The sequence below is a fragment of the Cellulosimicrobium sp. SJTW-1 genome (assembly GCF_047716875.1).
In the GTDB taxonomy this organism is placed as follows: domain Bacteria; phylum Actinomycetota; class Actinomycetes; order Actinomycetales; family Cellulomonadaceae; genus Cellulosimicrobium; species Cellulosimicrobium funkei.
This window is the reverse complement of sequence record NZ_CP136680.1, coordinates 2,650,091-2,667,062: the sequence shown is the minus strand read 5'-3', so window position 1 is coordinate 2,667,062 and position 16,972 is coordinate 2,650,091. Positions and strand designations below refer to the sequence as shown.

The following is a 16,972-nucleotide window of genomic DNA, read 5'->3' as shown; positions in this document are numbered from 1 at the left end:
GCGACCTGCGCCTCGGGGAGAGCGACGGTCCCGCGGCACCGGTCTTGTGGACCGTCACCAACGCGTCGTCGGGCTCTCCCGTCCGTGCGGCCGGACGCTGGAGAGATCGTGCACGGGCCCGTGCGGCGCGCGTCGCCACGATCGACCCATGGACCAGGACCTCGCCGCACTGCTCGACGACCTCGTCTCCGCCACGACGCGCGAGGAGGTGCCCTCTGCGGACAGCCTCCTCGCCGTTCTCGCGAGCGGCGACGACGACCTCCTCGACGTCGTCGCGGCCGCGGCCCGGGTCCGACGCCGGTGGTTCGGCCGGCGCGTGAAGCTCGCCTACCTCGTCAACCTCAAGTCCGGGCTGTGCCCCGAGGACTGCACGTACTGCTCCCAACGCCTCGGGTCCGCGGCGGAGATCCTGCGGTACACGTGGCTCCGCGCGCCCGAGGCGCTCGGAGCGGCGCGCGCGGGGATCGACGCCGGGGCGTCGCGCGTGTGCCTCGTCGCGAGCGGGCGCGGCCCCACGGAGCGCGACGTGACCCGCGTCTGCGGGGTCGTCTCCCAGATCGTCGAGGAGCACCCCGGCGTCGAGGTCTGCGCGTGCCTCGGGCTGCTGTCCGACGGCCAGGCCGAGCGCCTGCGCGACGCGGGCGCCTACGCCTACAACCACAACCTCAACGCGTCGGAGGACGCCTACCCCGAGATCTGCACGACCCACGACTACGCGGACCGCGTCGCGACCGTCCGGCGCGTCCAGGGCGCCGGGCTGTCGGCCTGCTCGGGGCTCATCGCGGGGGCGGGGGAGACCCCCGAGCAGCTGGTCGACGTGCTCCTGGAGCTGTGGGCGCTCGACCCGGACTCCGTCCCGGTCAACTTCCTCGTGCCCTTCGAGGGGACGCCGCTCGCCGGCCGGCACGAGCTCACGCCGCAACGGTGCCTGCGGATCCTCGCCGCCGCGCGGTTCGCGCTGCCCCGGGCCGAGCTGCGCCTGGGCGCCGGGCGGGAGCTCCACCTGCGAGCCCTCCAGCCGCTCGCCCTGCACGTCGCCAGCTCGCTGTTCCTCGGCGACTACCTCACGGCGGAGGGGCAGGACGCCGCCGCGGACCTCGCGATGATCGCGGACGCCGGCCTCGAGGTCGAGGAGGTGCCCGGACCCGCCGGGCGGACGGCGCCGTCGCGCGTCGTGCCGCGCCGCCGCGGGGCGGGGACGGACGTCGCTCCCAACGCCTGATCGCCGCGACCGTCGTAGCGTGAGGGCGTGACGGTGCAGCAGCGGGTGCTGGTGGTCGCGGTCCTCGCGTCGTTCGTGTCGTTCCTGGACGGCTCGGTGGTCAACGTCGCGCTGCCCGCGATCTCCGCCGAGCTCACCACCGGGCCGGTCACCGGTCTCGCGCTGCAGCAGTGGGTCGTCGACGCGTACATGATCACGCTCGGCGCGCTCATCCTCCTGGCCGGGTCGCTGTCGGACGTCCACGGGCGCCGCCGCATCATGGCGATCGGGCTCGTCGGGTTCGCCGTGACGTCGGTCGCGTGCGCGCTCGCGCCCGACGGCCTCGTCCTCGTCGTCGCGCGCGGCCTCCAGGGCGTCGCGGGCGCCCTGCTCGTGCCCAGCTCGCTCGCCATGATCATCTCCACGTTCGACGGCGAGCGGCAGGCCCGCGCGATCGGCTCCTGGACCGCGTGGACCAGCACCGCGTCGCTCGTCGGGCCGCTGCTCGGCGGCATCCTCATCGACGCGATCTCGTGGCGCTGGGTCTTCTGGATCAACGTGCTCCCCGTCGCCGTCACGCTGTGGCTGCTGCGCGGCGTGCCCCGGTCCGCGGCGGAGGAGCCGGGCGCCGCGGCGGGCCCGGGTGGGCGACGGCGCATCGACACGCTCGGGGCGACGCTCGCCGCCGTCGGGCTCGCGGGCACGGTGTTCGCGCTCATCGAGCAGGGCCGCTTCGGGTGGGCGAGCCCCGTGGTGTGGGGGCCGTTCGCCGTGGGGGTCGTGTGCCTCGCCGCGTTCGTGGGGTGGGAGCGCCGCGCCCCGGACCCGATGCTGCCGCCGCGCCTGTTCCGGGTGCGCAACTTCGCGTGGGGCAACCTCGCGACCGCGGCGATCTACGGCGCGCTGTACTTCGGCGGGTTCGTCGTCACGCTCTTCCTCCAGCAGGTCGGCGGGTACAGCGCGACCGCCGCCGGGCTCGCCCAGCTCCCCGTCACGCTCGTGCTCCTGGCCCTGTCGACGCGGTTCGGGGCGCTCGCGGGCCGCTACGGCCCGCGCCTGTTCATGACGCTCGGCCCGATCGTCGGCGGGGCCGGCTACCTGCTCCTGCTCACGACGACCGACGACGCCGTGTACGTCACCCAGGTCCTGCCGGGCCTCGTGCTCTTCGGCCTGGGCCTCGCGATGACGGTCGCGCCGCTGACGTCGGCGATCCTCGGCTCGATCCCCGCGGCCGACGCCGGCATCGGCTCCGCGGTGAACAACGCGGTGTCGCGCGTCGCGGGGCTCGTCGTCATCGCGTTCGCGGGGGTGATCGTCGGCGGCGTGCTCGACCTCGACGGCTTCCACCGCTCGCTCCTCGTCACGGCGGGCCTGCTCGTCCTCGGCGGCGTGCTCAGCTGGGTCGGCATCCGCAACGACCGTGTGCGCGCGACCGGCGCCGGAGCGGACCAGAGCGGCTGAGGCGAGGTGCCGACCTCAGGACCCGCGCCCGCCGTCCCGACGGCTAGCGCACCGTCTGCAGGTCGTGGGTCGAGGTGTTGAGGCGGCGTGCGCCGTCGGGCACGTCCGGCGGGAACGCGACGACGATGTCCTCGATCCGGACGCCGAAGCGGCCGGGCAGGTACACGCCCGGCTCGACGGAGAAGCACATGCCGGGCTCGATCGGGCGGTCCTCGCCCTCCACCATGTACGGCGGCTCGTGCGTCGTCGTGCCGATGCCGTGGCCGGTGCGGTGCACGAACTGCTCGCCGTAGCCCGCGTCGACGATGACGGCGCGCGCGGCGCGGTCGACGTCCTGGCACGTCGCGCCCGGGCGCACCGCGTCGACCCCGGCCTGCTGCGCGCGCCGGACGACGTCGTAGACCTCGCGCTGCTGGTCCGCGAGGGCGTCGTCCGTGCCGCCCGCGACGAGCACCGTCCGCGAGGTGTCCGACCCGTACCCGTCGCGCAGCCCGCCGAAGTCGAGCACGACGAGGTCGCCGGGCTCGATGACGCGGTCGCCCGCGTCGTGGTGGGGGTCGGCGCCGTTCGGGCCGGAGCACACGAGCGTGAAGTCGACCTGCTCGTGCCCGTGCTCGCGCAGGAACCGGTCGAGGTCGGCCGCGACGTCCCGCTCGCGCCGGCCCGCGAACGCGACGCCCAGGACGTCCGCGAACGCGGCGTCGGCGGCCGCGCCCGCCGCGGCGAGGCGCTCCACCTCCGCGGCGTCCTTGACGGCCCGCAGCGTCGGGACGGCGTCGGAGAACGCGGTGAGGCGGGCGCCGGGCAGCGCGCGCTGGAGCCCGAGCACGTGCAGCGCCCACGTGGCGTCCGAGACGGCGTAGGTGCCGTCCGCGGCGAGGAGTCGCGCCGCGGCGTCGTGCTCGTCGTCGCCGTCGCGCCACGTCACGACGTCGAGGCCCTCCGCGCCGGGGGCGGAGGCCAGGTCGCCCCGCTCGAGCAGCGGCACGACGACGGACGCGCCGCCGGTCGTCCCGGTCCCCTCGGCGGGGATCGTGAGCAGCGTCAGCCGCTCCGTCTCCGGCGGCGCGTACCCGGTGAAGTACGCGAGGTCGGGGCCGGGCGAGACGAGCAGCCCCGTGAGACCGGCCTCGCGCGCGTGCGCGGCGGCGCGCTCGCGACGCGCGGCGTAGACCTCGGGACCGAACGCGGCCCCCGGACGTGCGGCATCGGTGCTCGACATGAGCCCAGCGTGGCACCGCTCGCCGCCGAGATCGACCCGAGCGGCCCGACGGCGGTCCGCCGCGGGTCCGCTCGGGCGGCCGGGTCCGTCCCGGTCGTCGCGGGTTGGGCGGTCCGGCTCGGGTCCGGGAGTGGCAGGCTGCTCGCATGACCGACGTGCGCAACCTCCTCGCGGCCCTCGACACGTTCGACGGGCACTGGCAGCCGCACCGCGTGGCGAGCCTCAACGACGCCGACGTCAAGGTGGTGAAGGTGCTGGGCGAGTTCGTCTGGCACACGCACCCCGAGACCGACGAGCTGTTCCTCGTCCTCGACGGCGAGCTGACGATCGACCTGCGCGACAGCGGCGTCGAGCGCGCGGTCGTGCTGGGCCCGCACGACCTGTTCGTGGTGCCGCGGGGCGTCGAGCACCGGCCGCGTGCCGCCGTCGAGACCTCCGCGGTGCTCGTCGAGCGGCAGGGGACGGTCAACACGGGCGACGCGGGCGGCGACCTCACGTCGCCGCTGCGGGAGCTGCCGGGCGAACCGCCCACCGCCTGACGGCCCGCCCGACCGGCCCGGACGTGCCGGACCGGCCCGCGGCGGGTCGATCGGGCGCCGCCGGGGCCGGTCTCGGAGGGTCAGACCCGCACGACGACCTTGCCGCGCACGTGCCCGGACTGGCTCGCGCGGTGCGCGTCGGCGGCGTCGGCGAGGTCGAAGACCTCCGCGACCTCCGGGCGCAGCAGGCCCTCGTCGCCGAGCCGAGCGAGCTCGGCGAGGTCGGCCGCGTCGGGGCGCACCCACACGTAGTGCCCGCCCAGCTCGTCGCGGGCCCGCGCGTCCGTGATCGAGGCGACCGTGCCGCCGTCGCGCAGCACCTGCGGGACCGAGTCGAGCGCGTCGCCGCCCACGTAGTCGAGGACCACGTCCACGCCCTCGGGCGCGAGCGCCCGGACCCGCTCCGCGAGCCCCTCGCCGTACGTCACCGGCTCCGCGCCGAGCGAGCGCAGGAAGTCGTGGTTGCGCTCCGACGCCGTCCCGAGGACGCGCGCCCCGAGCGCCTGCGCGATCTGGACGGCGAACGACCCGACGCCGCCGGCGGCGGCGTGCACGAGCACCGTCTGGCCCGCGGCGAGCCCGGTGCGTCGGATGGTCTGGTACGCCGTCAGCCCCGCGAGGGGCACGGCCGCCGCCTCCTCGAACGACCACGCCGCCGGCTTGCGCGCCAGCGTCCGGACGGGCGCCGCGACGAGCTCGGCGAACGTGCCGCCCGAGACCTCGCCGCCCACGACGTCCTTGCGCACGTACCCGTACACCTCGTCGCCGACCTGGAGCTCGGGGGTGTCCAGGCCCACGCGCTCGACGACGCCCGCCACGTCCCAGCCGGGCACGACGGGGAAGATGGCGTCCATGACCTGGTCGAGGTACCCCTCCCGGACCTTCCAGTCCACCGGGTTCACGCTCGCGGCGCGCACGCGCACGAGGACGGAGTCGGGGCCGACCTTGGGGGTCGGGAGGTCGGTCGTCTCGAGGACGTCGGGGCCGCCGTAGCGGGAGTAGGTGATGGCTCGCATACGGGCGGCAACCCCGCGGACGCCCGACGGATTCCCGCGGCGCGGTCAGCCCTCGAACGCGGTGGGGTCCATGTGGAGGACCTCCCACTGGTGCCCGTCGAGGTCGGCGAAGCTCCGCGAGTACATGAAACCGCCCTCCTCCTGGGGGTCCTTGACCGCCGTCGCGCCGGCGGCGAACGCGGCGTCGACGAGCCGGTCGACCTCGGCGCGGGAGCCGACGCTCAGGGCGTTGATCACCTCGGTCGTGGCGGTCGCGTCGGCGATCGCCTTGTTCGTGAACCGCTGCGCGAACTCCGCGGTGAGGAGCATCACGTAGATCGTGTCGCTGAGGACGATCGAGGACGCGTTCTCGTCCGTGAACTGCTCGTTCACGGTGTACCCCAGCGCGGTGTAGAACGCCTTGGCGGCGTCGAGGTCCTGGACGGGCAGGTTGACGAAGATCTGGGTGCTCATGCGGTCCTCCGGTGTGGCGGGCGGGTCGCCCGGTGCGGGTGTCGTCGGGGTAGACGACGGCCCGCCCGGGAACTCATCGCCCGGCCGCGCGGTGGCGCGACCGGGCGCCGCCCTGCCTCGGCGCGACGTCAGACGAGCACGTCGCCGTCGCGGGCCACGACCCGGCCGCCGGCGACGACGAGCGCGCGGCGCGGGGCGCGCACGACGGCGTCGGGCACGTTCTCCGCGTCGACGAGCACCACGTCCGCGGGTGCGCCGACGACGAGGTCGTGGACGTCGCGGCCGACGAAGCGCGCGGCGTCGGACGTCGCGACGCGCGCGGCGGTGACGAGCTCCTCGTCGTACCGGAAGCGCGAGAGGCGGGCGAGCTGGGTCGTCAGCGCGAGGAGGTCGCCGGTCCCGTAGGGGGACCACAGGTCGCGGATGCCGTCCGTGCCGAGCCCGACGGCGACGCCCGCCGCGCGCAGCGCGTGCACGGGCAGGGGAGCGGCACCGATCGGCGCGACCGTGGTCATGGTGATGCCGGCCTCGCCCATCGCGGCGACGAGGTCCGCCTGGCGCGACGCCGGGACGTCGCCGACCGCGAAGCCGTGCGCCACGTTGACCTTCCCCTGGAGGCCGGCGCGCAGGGTGCGGTCGATCATGAGCTCGACCTGGAACGCGCCGAGGTCCCCGCCGTCGTGGAGGTGCACGTCGACCCCGACGCCACGCCGCTCGGCGATCGCGAACAGCCCGTCGAGCTGGCCGACGGGGTCGCGGTCGATCGACGCCGGGTCGAGGCCGCCGACGTGCTCCGCGCCCGCGGCGGCGGCCGCGTCGAGCAGGTCGAGCACCCCGGGCCGGCGCAGCACGCCGTCCTGCGGGAACGCGACGATCTCGGCGTGCACGGCCCCGTCCAGCGCGGCGAGCGCCTCGCGCACGACCTCGATGCCGCGCAGCCCCAGGCCGAGGTCGACGTCGACGTGGGTGCGGATCGCCGTCGTGCCGTGCCGCACGAACTCGCGCAGCACCGTGAGCGTCACGTCGACGCCCGGGATGCCGAGCTCGTCGCGGTGCGCGCGCTCGTGCGCGATGCGGCCCTGCGTCGTCGCCTCGCCGCCGTAGCTCACCCAGGGCCGGCCCCACCAGCTCTTGTCGACGTGCGCGTGGGCGTTGACGAGGCCCGGGAGCGCGAGCAGGCCGCGGCCGTCCACCACGCCGGCCTCCGGCACCGTGCCGGCCGCCGGGTCGTGCGGCGTCACCGCGGCGATGCGGCCGTCCGCGACGTGCAGGTCGACCGGCTCGCCGCCCCAGGGGCGGACGTCGCGCAGGACGGTGACGGTCTCGGGGGTGCGGGCGGTGGTCATGCGGCGGGTCCTTCCGGCAGCGGGACGACGACCTGGGGCCGTCCGGGGATCTGGATCTCGTACGTGTCGAGCGTGCCGAGGTCGACGACGGTCGCGCCGTCCCACGCCTCGGCCTGCGTGTACCCGCCGGCGAGCACGGCGCTCGGGCGGCCCGTCGCGGGGTCGGTCCACGTCGTCACGGTCTCGTGGCGGCGCGTGAGCGGGACGACCTGCTCCGCGCCGGTCGCCGGGTCGAGCACCGTCACGTTCGGCCCGCCCGTGGCGTTGCCGAACGGGCCGTTGCCCACGACGACGACGCGGCCGTCGGGCGCGCGGGCGACGCCGTGCTGGTGGCTGTCCGCCGCCGAGGCGACGGTCGTCGTCGTGCCGGTGGCCGGGTCGAGGCGGACCAGCACGCGGCCCTGGTAGGGCAGCAGGAGCGAGCCGTCGTCGTCGAGCACCGCGTAGTGCGGCTTCTCGAACGACGCGAGCCCGCCGTCCGTGCCGAAGGGCGCAACCTCGATCCGCCGGGCCTCGAACGTCGTGGTGTCGACGACGTGCACGGAGAACGCGTCGTGGTCGACGGTGTAGACCTCGCTGCCGTCGGCGGCGACGAGCACGTCGAACGGTCGCAGCCCCACGGGCGTGCTCGCGACGACCTCGCGCGACGCGACGTCGATCGTCTCGAGCGTCGACGAGTCGCCGCGGTGGACGGCGACGTGGACGCGGGCGCCGTCGGGCGAGACGGCGATGCCCATGCCGCCGCGGCGGTACTCGCCGAACGCGACGCGCGCGGGCGCGTCCCGGTAGGGGAGGAGGTCGACCCGCTCGCGCGTCGCGAGGTCCACGACGGCGACGCCCTGGGCCGTCGAGACGTAGGCGCGCATCGTCGGGGCGTGCACGGCGACGCCCCACGGCGCGGCCCCGACCTCGATGCGGTCGACGACGGCGCTGCCCTCCCGGATCGTCGGGTCGACGATCGCGAGGCCGTCGGACTCCGCCTCGGTCGCGAGCAGGAACCGCGGGGTCTCGACGGCGGGGACGGGGTCGGGTGCGGGGGCCGCCGGGCCGTCCGCGGGCGTCGTCGCCGGAGCCTGCGGCGAGGCGGCCGGGCTCGGCGGTGCGTCGGGCGTGGCGTCGTCGCCCGCCCCGGCGGGCGTGCACGCGGCGAGGACAGCGACGCCGAGCGCCGCGGCCCACGCCGCCGCGCGGCGTGGCCGACGGTCCCCGGGCCGGTCGGTGCGGCGCGGGAGGGGAGGGGCAGCCATGGCCAAATGGTATACCAATCGTGCGAGCGCTCCGCGGGCGTGATGCGGCGACCGACCGAGGATCGCGGCCGGGTCAGCCCTCGAGCGTCGCGGGCGCCTCCAGCACGACATCGTCCGGCGACTTGTCCCGGCGCCACCCCTTCCAGACGGGATGGCGCAGCTTGCCGAACGGGACGTCGTCGCCGTCGCCCTCCCCGGCGCCCGTCCACTCGGCGTAGACGACCTCCGCGACCCGCCGCGGCGACACCCAGTGCGCGTCGCGCGCGTCCTCGCGCGGCACGCCCACCGCGGGCGGCGTCGTGCGCCCGATCCGGTCGAGCTCGGCGACCAGGTCGCGTCGCTCGGCGTCCGTGAAGCCCGACCCGACCCGGCCCACGTAGACGAGGCGGCCGTCGTCGGGCACGGCGAGCAGCAGGGACCCGACGAGGTGCGTCCGCTCGCCGTGGCCCGGCCGCCACCCGACCACGACGACCTCCTGCGACTGCGCGTGCTTGAGCTTCAGCCACAGCGCCGAGCGGCGGCCCGACGAGTACGTCCCGTCGCGCCGCTTCGCGACCACGCCCTCGAGCCCCAGCCGCCTCGACGTCTCCATCGCGGCCTCCAGGTCCCCGTCGAAGACCGGCGGCACGTGCACCGGGGCGACGGCGTCGCGCAGCACGTCCTCCAGCACCTCGCGCCGCTCGTCGTACGGGCGCTTCGCGAGCGACCGCCCGCCGGTCTCCAGGACGTCGAACACCATGAGGTCGACCGTGACGCGCCGTCGCGCCGCGGCGACGTCCCCCGGCTTGGCGATGTTCGCGCGCTGCTGGAGACGCCGGAAGCTCGGCCGCCCCCGCGCGTCGAGCGCGACGATCTCCCCGTCCAGCACCACCGGCAGCGCCTCGGCCGGGACCTGCTCCGCGAGCGCCTGCAGCTCCGGGTACGTCACCGACATGTCCTTGCCCGAGCGGCTCACGAGCCGCACGCGCCCCTCGGACACGTGCGCGAGCGTCCGGAACCCGTCCCACTTCATCTCGAACGCCCACGCGTCGCCGTCGTGCAGGTCGCCCGCCGACGCGGGCGACGCGAGCATCGGCCGCCAGTCCGTCCGCGCGGGCCGTGGCTCTGGAGCACCGTGGTCGTCGGGCGACGACGCGCCGCGAGCCGACGGCGAAGCCGGGGGTGGGGAGGAGGTGCCGGGTCGTGGCGGGTCTGGCGGGAGCGGCGAGGGACGAGCCGCGGATGGTAGACCCGGCGCCTCCTCCCCACCCCCGGCGCCCCGACCCCGCGCGCTCTCGCCCGGACGGCTCGGCCTCGGCGCCATGAGGTGGATCAGCCAGTCGTCCTCGTCGCGGCCGTCGCGGCCGCCCGTGTGGATGAGCGCGAGGCGGCGCGTGCCGTGCTGCTCGCCGTGGAGCGTGACGATGACCTCCTCGCCGTCGCGCCACTTCTCGAGCTCGTACGTGCCGGCGTCCCAGATGGTCACCTCGCCGGCGCCGTACTCGCCCTTCGGGATCGTGCCCTCGAACGAGCCGTAGGCGAGCGGGTGGTCCTCGGTCTGGACGGCGAGGTGGTTCTTCTTCGGGTCGGTCGGCTCGCCGCGCGGGAGCGCCCAGCTCACGAGCACGCCGTCGTGCTCCAGCCGGAAGTCCCAGTGCAGGCGGCGGGCGTGGTGCTCCTGGATGACGAAGCTGTTGCCCGCGCTCGGCGGCGGCGCCTCGTCCGGGACGGGCTCGGGCGTGCGCCCGGCGTCGCGCATGGAGCGGTACCGGTGCAGGCGGTCGGGCCGCTCGTCGTCCGTCCCGCCGTCCGCGGCGTCGCCGCCCGACGCCGCACCCCCCTTGCGCTCGAACGTCGCCATGCGCGCGGGCGTGGGCTCGAGCGCGGAGAGGTGCCCCTGCGTGAGCGCGGCGAGCGGGTCGCCCAGGGTGCGCACGCGCTCGACGACCTCGTCGAGGTCGAGGTGGCGCAGGTCCGGGTCGTCGAGCTCCTCCCAGGTGCGGGGCGCGGCGACGGTGGGGTGCTCCCGCCCGCGCAGCGAGTAGGGCGCGATCGTCGTCTTGTTGCCGTTGTTCTGGCTCCAGTCCACGAGCACCTTGCCGCCGCGCAGCGACTTCTTCATGTCGCTCACGACGAGGTCGGGGTGCTCGGCCTCCAGGTAGCGGGCGAGCTCGTGCGCGACGGCGGAGACGGCCGCGGCGTCCTGCTTGCCGTCGAGCGCGGCGTACAGGTGGATGCCCTTGGACCCGCTCGTCACGGGCAGGGGTTCGAGGCCCATGCCCTGGAGGATCTGCCGCGCCTGGCGTGCGACCTCCGCGCACTCGGCCAGCCCGGCCCCCGGGCCGGGGTCGAGGTCGAGGACGAGGCGGTCGGGGTCGAGGTGCGCCCCGGTGCGACCGAACTGCCACTGCGGCACGTGGAGCTCGAGAGACGCCGTCTGGCCGAGCCACGTGAGGGTCGCGAGGTCGTTGACCAGCACGTAGTCGTTGGCGCTGCTCTTGTGCTGGATGCGCCGCGTGCGCACCCAGGACGGGACGCCCTGGCCCGCGTTCTTCTGGAAGAACACCTGGCCGTCGACGCCGTCGGGCCACCGCTTGCGCGTCGCGGGCCGGTTGGCGCAGTGGGGGAGCATGACGTCGGCGACGGCCGCGAGGTACGCGAGGACGTCGGCCTTCGTCGTGCCGGTGGCGGGGTAGAGGACCTTGTCCAGGTTGGTGAGCCGCAGGCGGTGACCACCGACGTTCACCGTCTCGCCCGCCCGGCTGGATGTGGTGGCCATGGGCCCATCGTGGCGCGGGCCCGACGGCGTCGCCCGCCGTGGCGGGAACTTCTCGGCGCCCTCGACCGTGGACACTGGGTGGGGCTGTCCGACCGGCCGGGGAGCCCGCCCGGGGTCGATGCCGGACCGAGAGGATCACCGTGACGCACCTGACGACCGACGACGTACCGCTCCCCGCGGAGATCGGTCCCCGCGTCCGCGAGTTCCGTCGCCTGATGATGAACTACAAGTTCGGCATCGACGAGGTGATGACGAAGATCACCGTGCTCCGCGACGAGTTCCGGCACGTGCACGACGACAACCCGATCGAGCACCTTGGCTCGCGCCTGAAGTCGCTCGAGTCGATCGTCGCGAAGGCGCGCCGCAAGGGGATCCCGCTCACCCCGGAGGGCGTGCGGGAGAACATGTTCGACGTCGCGGGCGTCCGGGTCACGTGCTCGTTCGTCTCCGACATCTACCGCGTGCGCGACCTGCTCGTGGGCCAGCGCGACCTCACGGTCCTGGAGGAGCGCGACTACATCGCGCACCCGAAGGGCAACGGCTACAAGAGCCTGCACCTCATCGTCCAGGTGCCGGTGTTCCTCTCCGACCGCGTCGAGGACGTCGTCGTCGAGATCCAGCTCCGCACGATCGCCATGGACTTCTGGGCGAGCCTGGAGCACAAGATCTACTACAAGTACCAGCGGGACGTGCCTCAGCACCTGACGGACGCGCTCAAGCTCGCGGCGGACGTCGCCGCGACCCTCGACACGACGATGGAGCGCATCCACGACGAGGTCCGCAGCCTCGACGGCGTGCCGGAGCCGGTCGAGAACACCGACGAGCTCGCCACGCCGCGCGAGGTGATGGAGAGCTTCATGCGGACGGCGCAGGTCGCCGACGAGGCGTTCCACGAACGCCGCCACGACGGCTGAGGCGACGCTCCCGCGCGGGCCGCGCGACGACGTCGGGCCGCTCAGACCAGCGTCTCGACGCCGATCCGCACCCGGTCGCCGACGTCGACGCCCTCGGCGCGGCGGACCGCGGCCTTGATCGGCACGACGAACGTCTTGCGCTGCGCGTCGGGGAACACCGACGTGGACCAGCGCTGCGCCCCGAGCGTCACCTCGACCTTGACCGAGCCGAACCCCGCGGGCGGCAGCGGCAGCTCCGCGATCTCGTCGCTCACGTCCTCCGGGAGCGCGGCGAACACCCAGCTGTCGGTGCGCGCCTCCCACCGCCACAGCTCGGCCTCGAACTCGAACCTCGTCCCCGCCACCCGTCCATGGTGCCGCGGGCCACCCACACGCGGGTGCCGACGTCGCGCCGTATCCCTCGCGGGCGGGCGCCGGTGACGCCACCATGGACGGATGAGGGCCATCTGGAAGGGCGCCATCACGTTCGGCCTCGTCAACGTGCCGGTCAAGGTGTACTCCGCGACGGAGGACCACGACGTGCCGCTGCACCAGGTCCACGACAAGGACGGCGGCCGCATCCGCTACCGGCGCGTGTGCGAGATCGACGGCGAGGTCGTGCCGTACGAGCACATCGACAAGGCGTACGACGACGGCGAGCGCACCGTCGTGCTGACGAGCGAGGACTTCGCCGCGCTCCCCGCCGAGCGCAGCCGCGAGATCGAGGTCGTGGAGTTCGTGCCGAGCGAGCAGATCGACCCGCTCCTGCTCGACCGCAGCTACTACCTGGAGCCCGACTCGAAGTCCAACAAGGCGTACGTGCTCATGCGGCGCACGCTCGAGGAGACCGACCGGACGGCGATCGTGAAGTTCGCGCTCCGCCAGCGCACGCGGCTCGCGGCGCTGCGCGTGCGGGACGACGTGCTCGTGCTCCAGACGCTGCTGTGGGCCGACGAGGTGCGCGAGGCCGCGTTCCCCTCGCTCGACGACGAGGCGAAGGTGACGGACAAGGAGCTCGCCATGTCGGCGCAGCTCGTCGCGAGCTTCGAGGCGGACTTCACGCCGGAGGAGTACGAGGACGACTACCAGGCGCAGCTCCGCCAGCTCATCGAGGCCAAGCTCGAGCAGGGCGACGCGCTCGACACCGCCGAGACCTTCGGCGAGCAGCCGGAGGAGAGCGAGGGCGCGGAGGTCATCGACCTCATGGAGGCGCTGCGCAAGTCGGTCGCGTCGTCGAAGAGCTCGCGCGCGAGCGGGGGGAAAGCCCCAGGTTCAGGCTCAGGTTCACGGTCCGGGTCGGGCTCCGGGTCGACCGCGAAGTCGGGTTCCGGCCGCGCGAGCTCGTCGTCGGGCAAGGGGTCGAGCGGTTCCCGGTCGACGAGCGCGAGCAAGAGCTCGGGCACGAAGGAGAAGGCGGCGACGAAGCCGGCCGCGAAGAAGAGCACGAGCCGCGCCGCCTCCACGAAGGAGAAGTCGACCACCTCGAAGACGACCCGGAAGAAGGCGTCCGCCTAGCACCGGGCGGCGGGCGGGCGCGCACCGCGCGACCTCGGGGCGGGTGCGATGAGTTCCGCGCCCGGCGCCCGTCGGAACGGGTGGGCGGTCGACCGGCCGCCCGCGAGGCCCTGCGAAGGAGACGACGATGCGTGCGATCGTGCCGAGCCTGTGGTTCGACGGCAACCTCGAGGAGGCCATCACGTTCTACTCGAGCGTCTTCCCCGACGCGAAGGTCGGCGACGTGTTCCGCCAGCCCGACGGCACCGCCGTGTCGGCGGACTTCGAGCTCGCCGGCCAGCGGTTCGACGCCATCAACGGCGGTCCGCAGTTCCCCTTCACCGAGGCGGTGTCGTTCGTCGTCGAGTGCGAGTCCCAGGACGAGGTCGACGAGTACTGGGCGGCGCTCACCGACGGCGGCCAGGAGTCGCAGTGCGGCTGGCTCAAGGACCGGTTCGGGCTGTCGTGGCAGGTCGTGCCGCTCGAGTTCCTCGCGATGCTGCAGGACCCCGACCCCGCGCGCGTGCAGCGCGTCGTGGACGTGATGATGACGCAGTCCAGGCTCGACCTGGTGCCGTTGCGCGCCGCCTACGAGGGCTGAGGCGGACGCCGCCGCGCGTGAGCCCGGAGGACGCGCGGCTCGTCGGGGATGTCCAGGCAGCCCCCAGGTCTGGTTGAATGCGCTCGACATCCGCGACGGCGCGCGCCGTCCTCTCGTGAAGGATCACGAACCGAGTGAAGAAGCTCCTTGCCGGCACCGTGGGGACGGTGCTGGCCCTCGGCGGGCTGGGCGTCGCCACCGCGACCCCCGCAGCCGCCGCCACCCCCTCCGTCCAGCCCTCCTGCAACTCCCTCTACGTCAGCCTCGACGACTACCCGCAGGGCACGTCCGTCGTCGTGACCCTCGACGGCGAGACCGTCGAGAGCACGACGTTCGACACGTCCTACTCCTTCTGGCGCGATCTCGACTTCTCCGTCCCGCACGACTGGAGCGTCGTCGTGGACGCACCGGACGGCGCGGACGGGGACTTCTCCGACAGCGGCAGCACCGTCCCGTGCGACACCGACCCGAACGTCTGGGCCGACGCCTGGGCCTCGTGCGGTGAGCTGTCGACCAACGTGGGCGGGTACCCGGAGGGCTCGCGCGTCGTCGTGAGCGTCGACGGTGCCGTGGTCGGCGACGAGACCTTCACCGGTTCCTTCTGGACCGGCTGGCCGCTGGACTGGCAGACCCCGCACGACTGGTCGGTCACGCTCGACGCGCCCGAGGACGCGCTCGATCGGAGCTGGTCCGGGACGACGGAGCCGTGCCGCTTCGACCCGAGCCTGCGCGTCGACGTCAGCGCCTACTGCGAGGTGCTGTGGGTGGACGTCGCGGGATACCCGGCGGGCACGGCCGTCGCCGTCCGGCTCGACGGGGAGGTCCTCGGCGACGGGGTCGTCGACGAGAGCGGGTTCTTCTCGGGCGAGTGGACCATCGACGGCTCGCGCACCCAGGAGTGGGAGGTCGCCCTCGACGCCGCGGACGACGCGCTGGACCGGACCGAGACCGGGAGCACCGAGCCCTGCTGGGTCGAGCCGACGGTCGTCGAACCGGTCATGCCCGTGGTGCCGACGGACTGCGACGCGACGCCGGACGACGTCGTCCTGCCGGACGACACGGCCGAGATCACGTACGAGCGGACCGCGGAGGGGATCGTCGCGACGGCGGCGCCCGGCTACCGGTTCGACAGCCTGGCCAGCGACCAGTGGAGCTTCTACGGCGAGAGCCAGGTCATCCTGCACTGGGGATCGGCCGTCCGACCGCGCTGCGAGCTCGAGGTCCTGTCGGTCGTGCCGACGTGCGACGCCGGCGTGCCTCTCGTCGACATCTCCGTGACCCCGCCGGCCGGTGCGACCGACGACAACTCGACCTTCTTCATCGAGTGGGAGGGCCCGGGAGGGCCGTACGAGGTCGTCTACGGCGACGCCGGGTTCGGGCACCCGTGGACGACGCGCCAGCCGTGGCCGGGGTTCGTCACCCACCACGACGGGACCGTGTCGCCGACGTACGACCCCACGTGGCGGCTGGACGACGTCGACCTCCGGCTCTCCGCGACCGTCGCGGCGGACGGCGGTGCGTACACCGTGTTCCACAGCGCCACGGTGGAGGACGCGCCGACGGCCGACCCGTGCGCCGACGACCCCGGGCCGCACTTCTCGGTCGACGTGACCCCGCGCTGGCTCGCCGGCAAGCTCTACCTCGGCGTGCGCGTCCTGAACGAGGGCGACGGTGCCGCGGACGTCAGCGTCGTGACGCCGTTCGGGCGCAAGCACTTCCCGCGCGTCGCGGCCGGGGCGAGCGCGTACCAGGCGTTCGCGGTGCGGACGTCGGAACCGGTCGACGGCCAGGTGGACGTCTCGTTCACGGCCGACGTCGACGGCGGGCCGGTGACGCGCGAGCGGTCCGTGCCGTTCTCGTTCGGGGGCTAGCAGTCCCGACTCGCGACGGTCTACGAGGAGAGGCCCGGCGGGGCGCCCTGCGGCGCCCCGCCGGGCCTCTCTCGTGCCTCCGGGCGGCGCCTCAGGCGGTGGCCGTCCGGCGGAGCGCGACGAGCTCGCCGATGAGGCCGAGGAGGTCGTCCACGTCGTCGCCGGGGCGGGGGCCGCGGAAGGCGAGGTCCTCGCCCGGCGTGCCGTCGCCGTCGTCCCCCTCGTCGCCGCCCGTGACGCGGCTGAGCACGTCGCTGCTCAGCGCGGCGTGCGCGTAGAGGCCGTCGCTGAGCAGGACGATCGCGTGGGCGACGACGGGGTCGCCGACCTCGTCGAGCACGGCGCGGGTCCACGCGTCGTGCGCGCCGTCGAGCGCAGCACGGGCGCGCGGGTACGACCCCTGCGCGAGCCGGGACACGGCGAGGTAGACGAGCTCGAACTCCGTGTCGACGAGCGTCGAGGTGCGGATGAGGTAGTCGACGGCCCCCGCGGGGGCGGCGCGCATGGCCTCCACGTCGGCGGCGGTGAGCTCCCGGAGGTGCTCGGTGAGGCCGTCGGCGAGCGCGTCCTTGGAGCCGAAGTGGTAGAGCAGCCCGCCCTTCGACACCCCGGCGCGCTCGGCGACCGCCTCGAGCGTGGCGGCGCGCTCGCCCTGCTCGACGAGCAGGGACGCGAACGCCCGCAGGACCTTGGCGCGAGCAGCGGGGGGCGGCGGCATGGCACCGAGGGTAGTCGGCCCGTGCGGACCCGCAGGCCGGTGAACCGCGAGCCCGCGGCCGGTGCGGGGACGTCGGTCGGGGGAGGCGGCGCGGTGCGCAGCGTCACAGTCGAGGGCGGGATGACGGTGGCCTGTCCCGTCGTTACTATACC

General features: G+C 74.5%; 15 protein-coding genes. 7 read left to right on the top strand and 8 right to left on the bottom strand.

The annotated features are described in order from the left end of the window. Window positions 1-148: 148 nt before the first annotated feature. Window positions 149-1,222 (top strand): biotin synthase BioB, encoded by a 1,074-nt coding sequence (gene bioB, locus RSE42_RS12150; protein ID WP_415296395.1) that lies wholly within the window; start codon window positions 149-151, stop codon window positions 1,220-1,222. 27 nt (window positions 1,223-1,249) lie between these two features. Next, window positions 1,250-2,662 carry an MFS transporter gene (locus tag RSE42_RS12145; protein ID WP_415296393.1) on the top strand — a complete coding sequence of 471 codons (1,413 nt, stop codon included), beginning with the start codon at window positions 1,250-1,252 and terminating at the stop codon, window positions 2,660-2,662. A gap of 43 nt (window positions 2,663-2,705) precedes the next feature. Here the strand turns inward: RSE42_RS12145 and RSE42_RS12140 are convergent, their stop codons facing one another. Continuing rightward, the gene (locus tag RSE42_RS12140; protein ID WP_415296391.1) at window positions 2,706-3,884 is read right to left on the bottom strand and encodes a M24 family metallopeptidase; all 1,179 of its coding nucleotides are present in this window, start codon (window positions 3,882-3,884) and stop codon (window positions 2,706-2,708) included. A 146-nt stretch (window positions 3,885-4,030) separates the two neighbouring features. On the opposite strand from RSE42_RS12140, the gene RSE42_RS12135 reads away from it, so the two are divergent. After that, complete coding sequence (locus RSE42_RS12135; protein ID WP_085387683.1) at window positions 4,031-4,423, top strand: cupin domain-containing protein; 393 nt, start codon at window positions 4,031-4,033, stop codon at window positions 4,421-4,423. A gap of 80 nt (window positions 4,424-4,503) precedes the next feature. Here the strand turns inward: RSE42_RS12135 and RSE42_RS12130 are convergent, their stop codons facing one another. The 5 genes from RSE42_RS12130 to RSE42_RS12110 all read right to left on the bottom strand — a co-directional run bounded on the left by RSE42_RS12130 (window position 4,504) and on the right by RSE42_RS12110 (window position 11,243). Continuing rightward, on the bottom strand, window positions 4,504-5,439 hold the full coding sequence (locus RSE42_RS12130) for an NADP-dependent oxidoreductase (RefSeq protein WP_415296389.1): 936 nt from the start codon (window positions 5,437-5,439) through the stop codon (window positions 4,504-4,506). A 45-nt stretch (window positions 5,440-5,484) separates the two neighbouring features. Next, on the bottom strand, window positions 5,485-5,892 hold the full coding sequence (locus RSE42_RS12125; protein ID WP_021482782.1) for a VOC family protein: 408 nt from the start codon (window positions 5,890-5,892) through the stop codon (window positions 5,485-5,487). A gap of 128 nt (window positions 5,893-6,020) precedes the next feature. Continuing rightward, the gene (locus RSE42_RS12120; RefSeq protein WP_415296387.1) at window positions 6,021-7,238 is read right to left on the bottom strand and encodes an amidohydrolase; all 1,218 of its coding nucleotides are present in this window, start codon (window positions 7,236-7,238) and stop codon (window positions 6,021-6,023) included. Further along, window positions 7,235-8,485 (bottom strand): YncE family protein, encoded by a 1,251-nt coding sequence (locus tag RSE42_RS12115; protein ID WP_415296385.1) that lies wholly within the window; start codon window positions 8,483-8,485, stop codon window positions 7,235-7,237. Before RSE42_RS12115 ends, RSE42_RS12120 begins: the two co-directional genes overlap by 4 nt. A 73-nt stretch (window positions 8,486-8,558) precedes the next feature. Further along, window positions 8,559-11,243 carry an ATP-dependent DNA ligase gene (locus tag RSE42_RS12110; protein ID WP_415296383.1) on the bottom strand — a complete coding sequence of 895 codons (2,685 nt, stop codon included), beginning with the start codon at window positions 11,241-11,243 and terminating at the stop codon, window positions 8,559-8,561. A 215-nt stretch (window positions 11,244-11,458) separates the two neighbouring features. Between RSE42_RS12110 and RSE42_RS12105 the strand changes: the two genes are divergently transcribed. Further along, the gene (locus RSE42_RS12105) at window positions 11,459-12,157 is read left to right on the top strand and encodes a GTP pyrophosphokinase family protein (protein WP_255181325.1); all 699 of its coding nucleotides are present in this window, start codon (window positions 11,459-11,461) and stop codon (window positions 12,155-12,157) included. A gap of 41 nt (window positions 12,158-12,198) precedes the next feature. Here RSE42_RS12105 and RSE42_RS12100 read toward each other — a convergent pair whose 3' ends face one another. Then, window positions 12,199-12,501 carry a DUF1905 domain-containing protein gene (locus RSE42_RS12100; protein ID WP_031315545.1) on the bottom strand — a complete coding sequence of 101 codons (303 nt, stop codon included), beginning with the start codon at window positions 12,499-12,501 and terminating at the stop codon, window positions 12,199-12,201. A gap of 91 nt (window positions 12,502-12,592) precedes the next feature. On the opposite strand from RSE42_RS12100, the gene RSE42_RS12095 reads away from it, so the two are divergent. The 3 genes from RSE42_RS12095 (at window position 12,593) to RSE42_RS12085 (ending at window position 16,102) form a co-directional block, all read left to right on the top strand. Next, on the top strand, window positions 12,593-13,651 hold the full coding sequence (locus tag RSE42_RS12095; protein ID WP_415296380.1) for a Ku protein: 1,059 nt from the start codon (window positions 12,593-12,595) through the stop codon (window positions 13,649-13,651). A 127-nt stretch (window positions 13,652-13,778) separates the two neighbouring features. After that, complete coding sequence (locus RSE42_RS12090) at window positions 13,779-14,231, top strand: VOC family protein (RefSeq protein WP_415296378.1); 453 nt, start codon at window positions 13,779-13,781, stop codon at window positions 14,229-14,231. Between the two features lie 134 nt (window positions 14,232-14,365). Continuing rightward, complete coding sequence (locus RSE42_RS12085; protein WP_415296377.1) at window positions 14,366-16,102, top strand: hypothetical protein; 1,737 nt, start codon at window positions 14,366-14,368, stop codon at window positions 16,100-16,102. Between the two features lie 91 nt (window positions 16,103-16,193). Here the strand turns inward: RSE42_RS12085 and RSE42_RS12080 are convergent, their stop codons facing one another. Next, entirely contained in the window at window positions 16,194-16,820 is a 627-nt protein-coding gene (locus tag RSE42_RS12080) for a TetR/AcrR family transcriptional regulator (protein WP_232322539.1), read from the bottom strand. Window positions 16,821-16,972 lie beyond the last annotated feature (152 nt).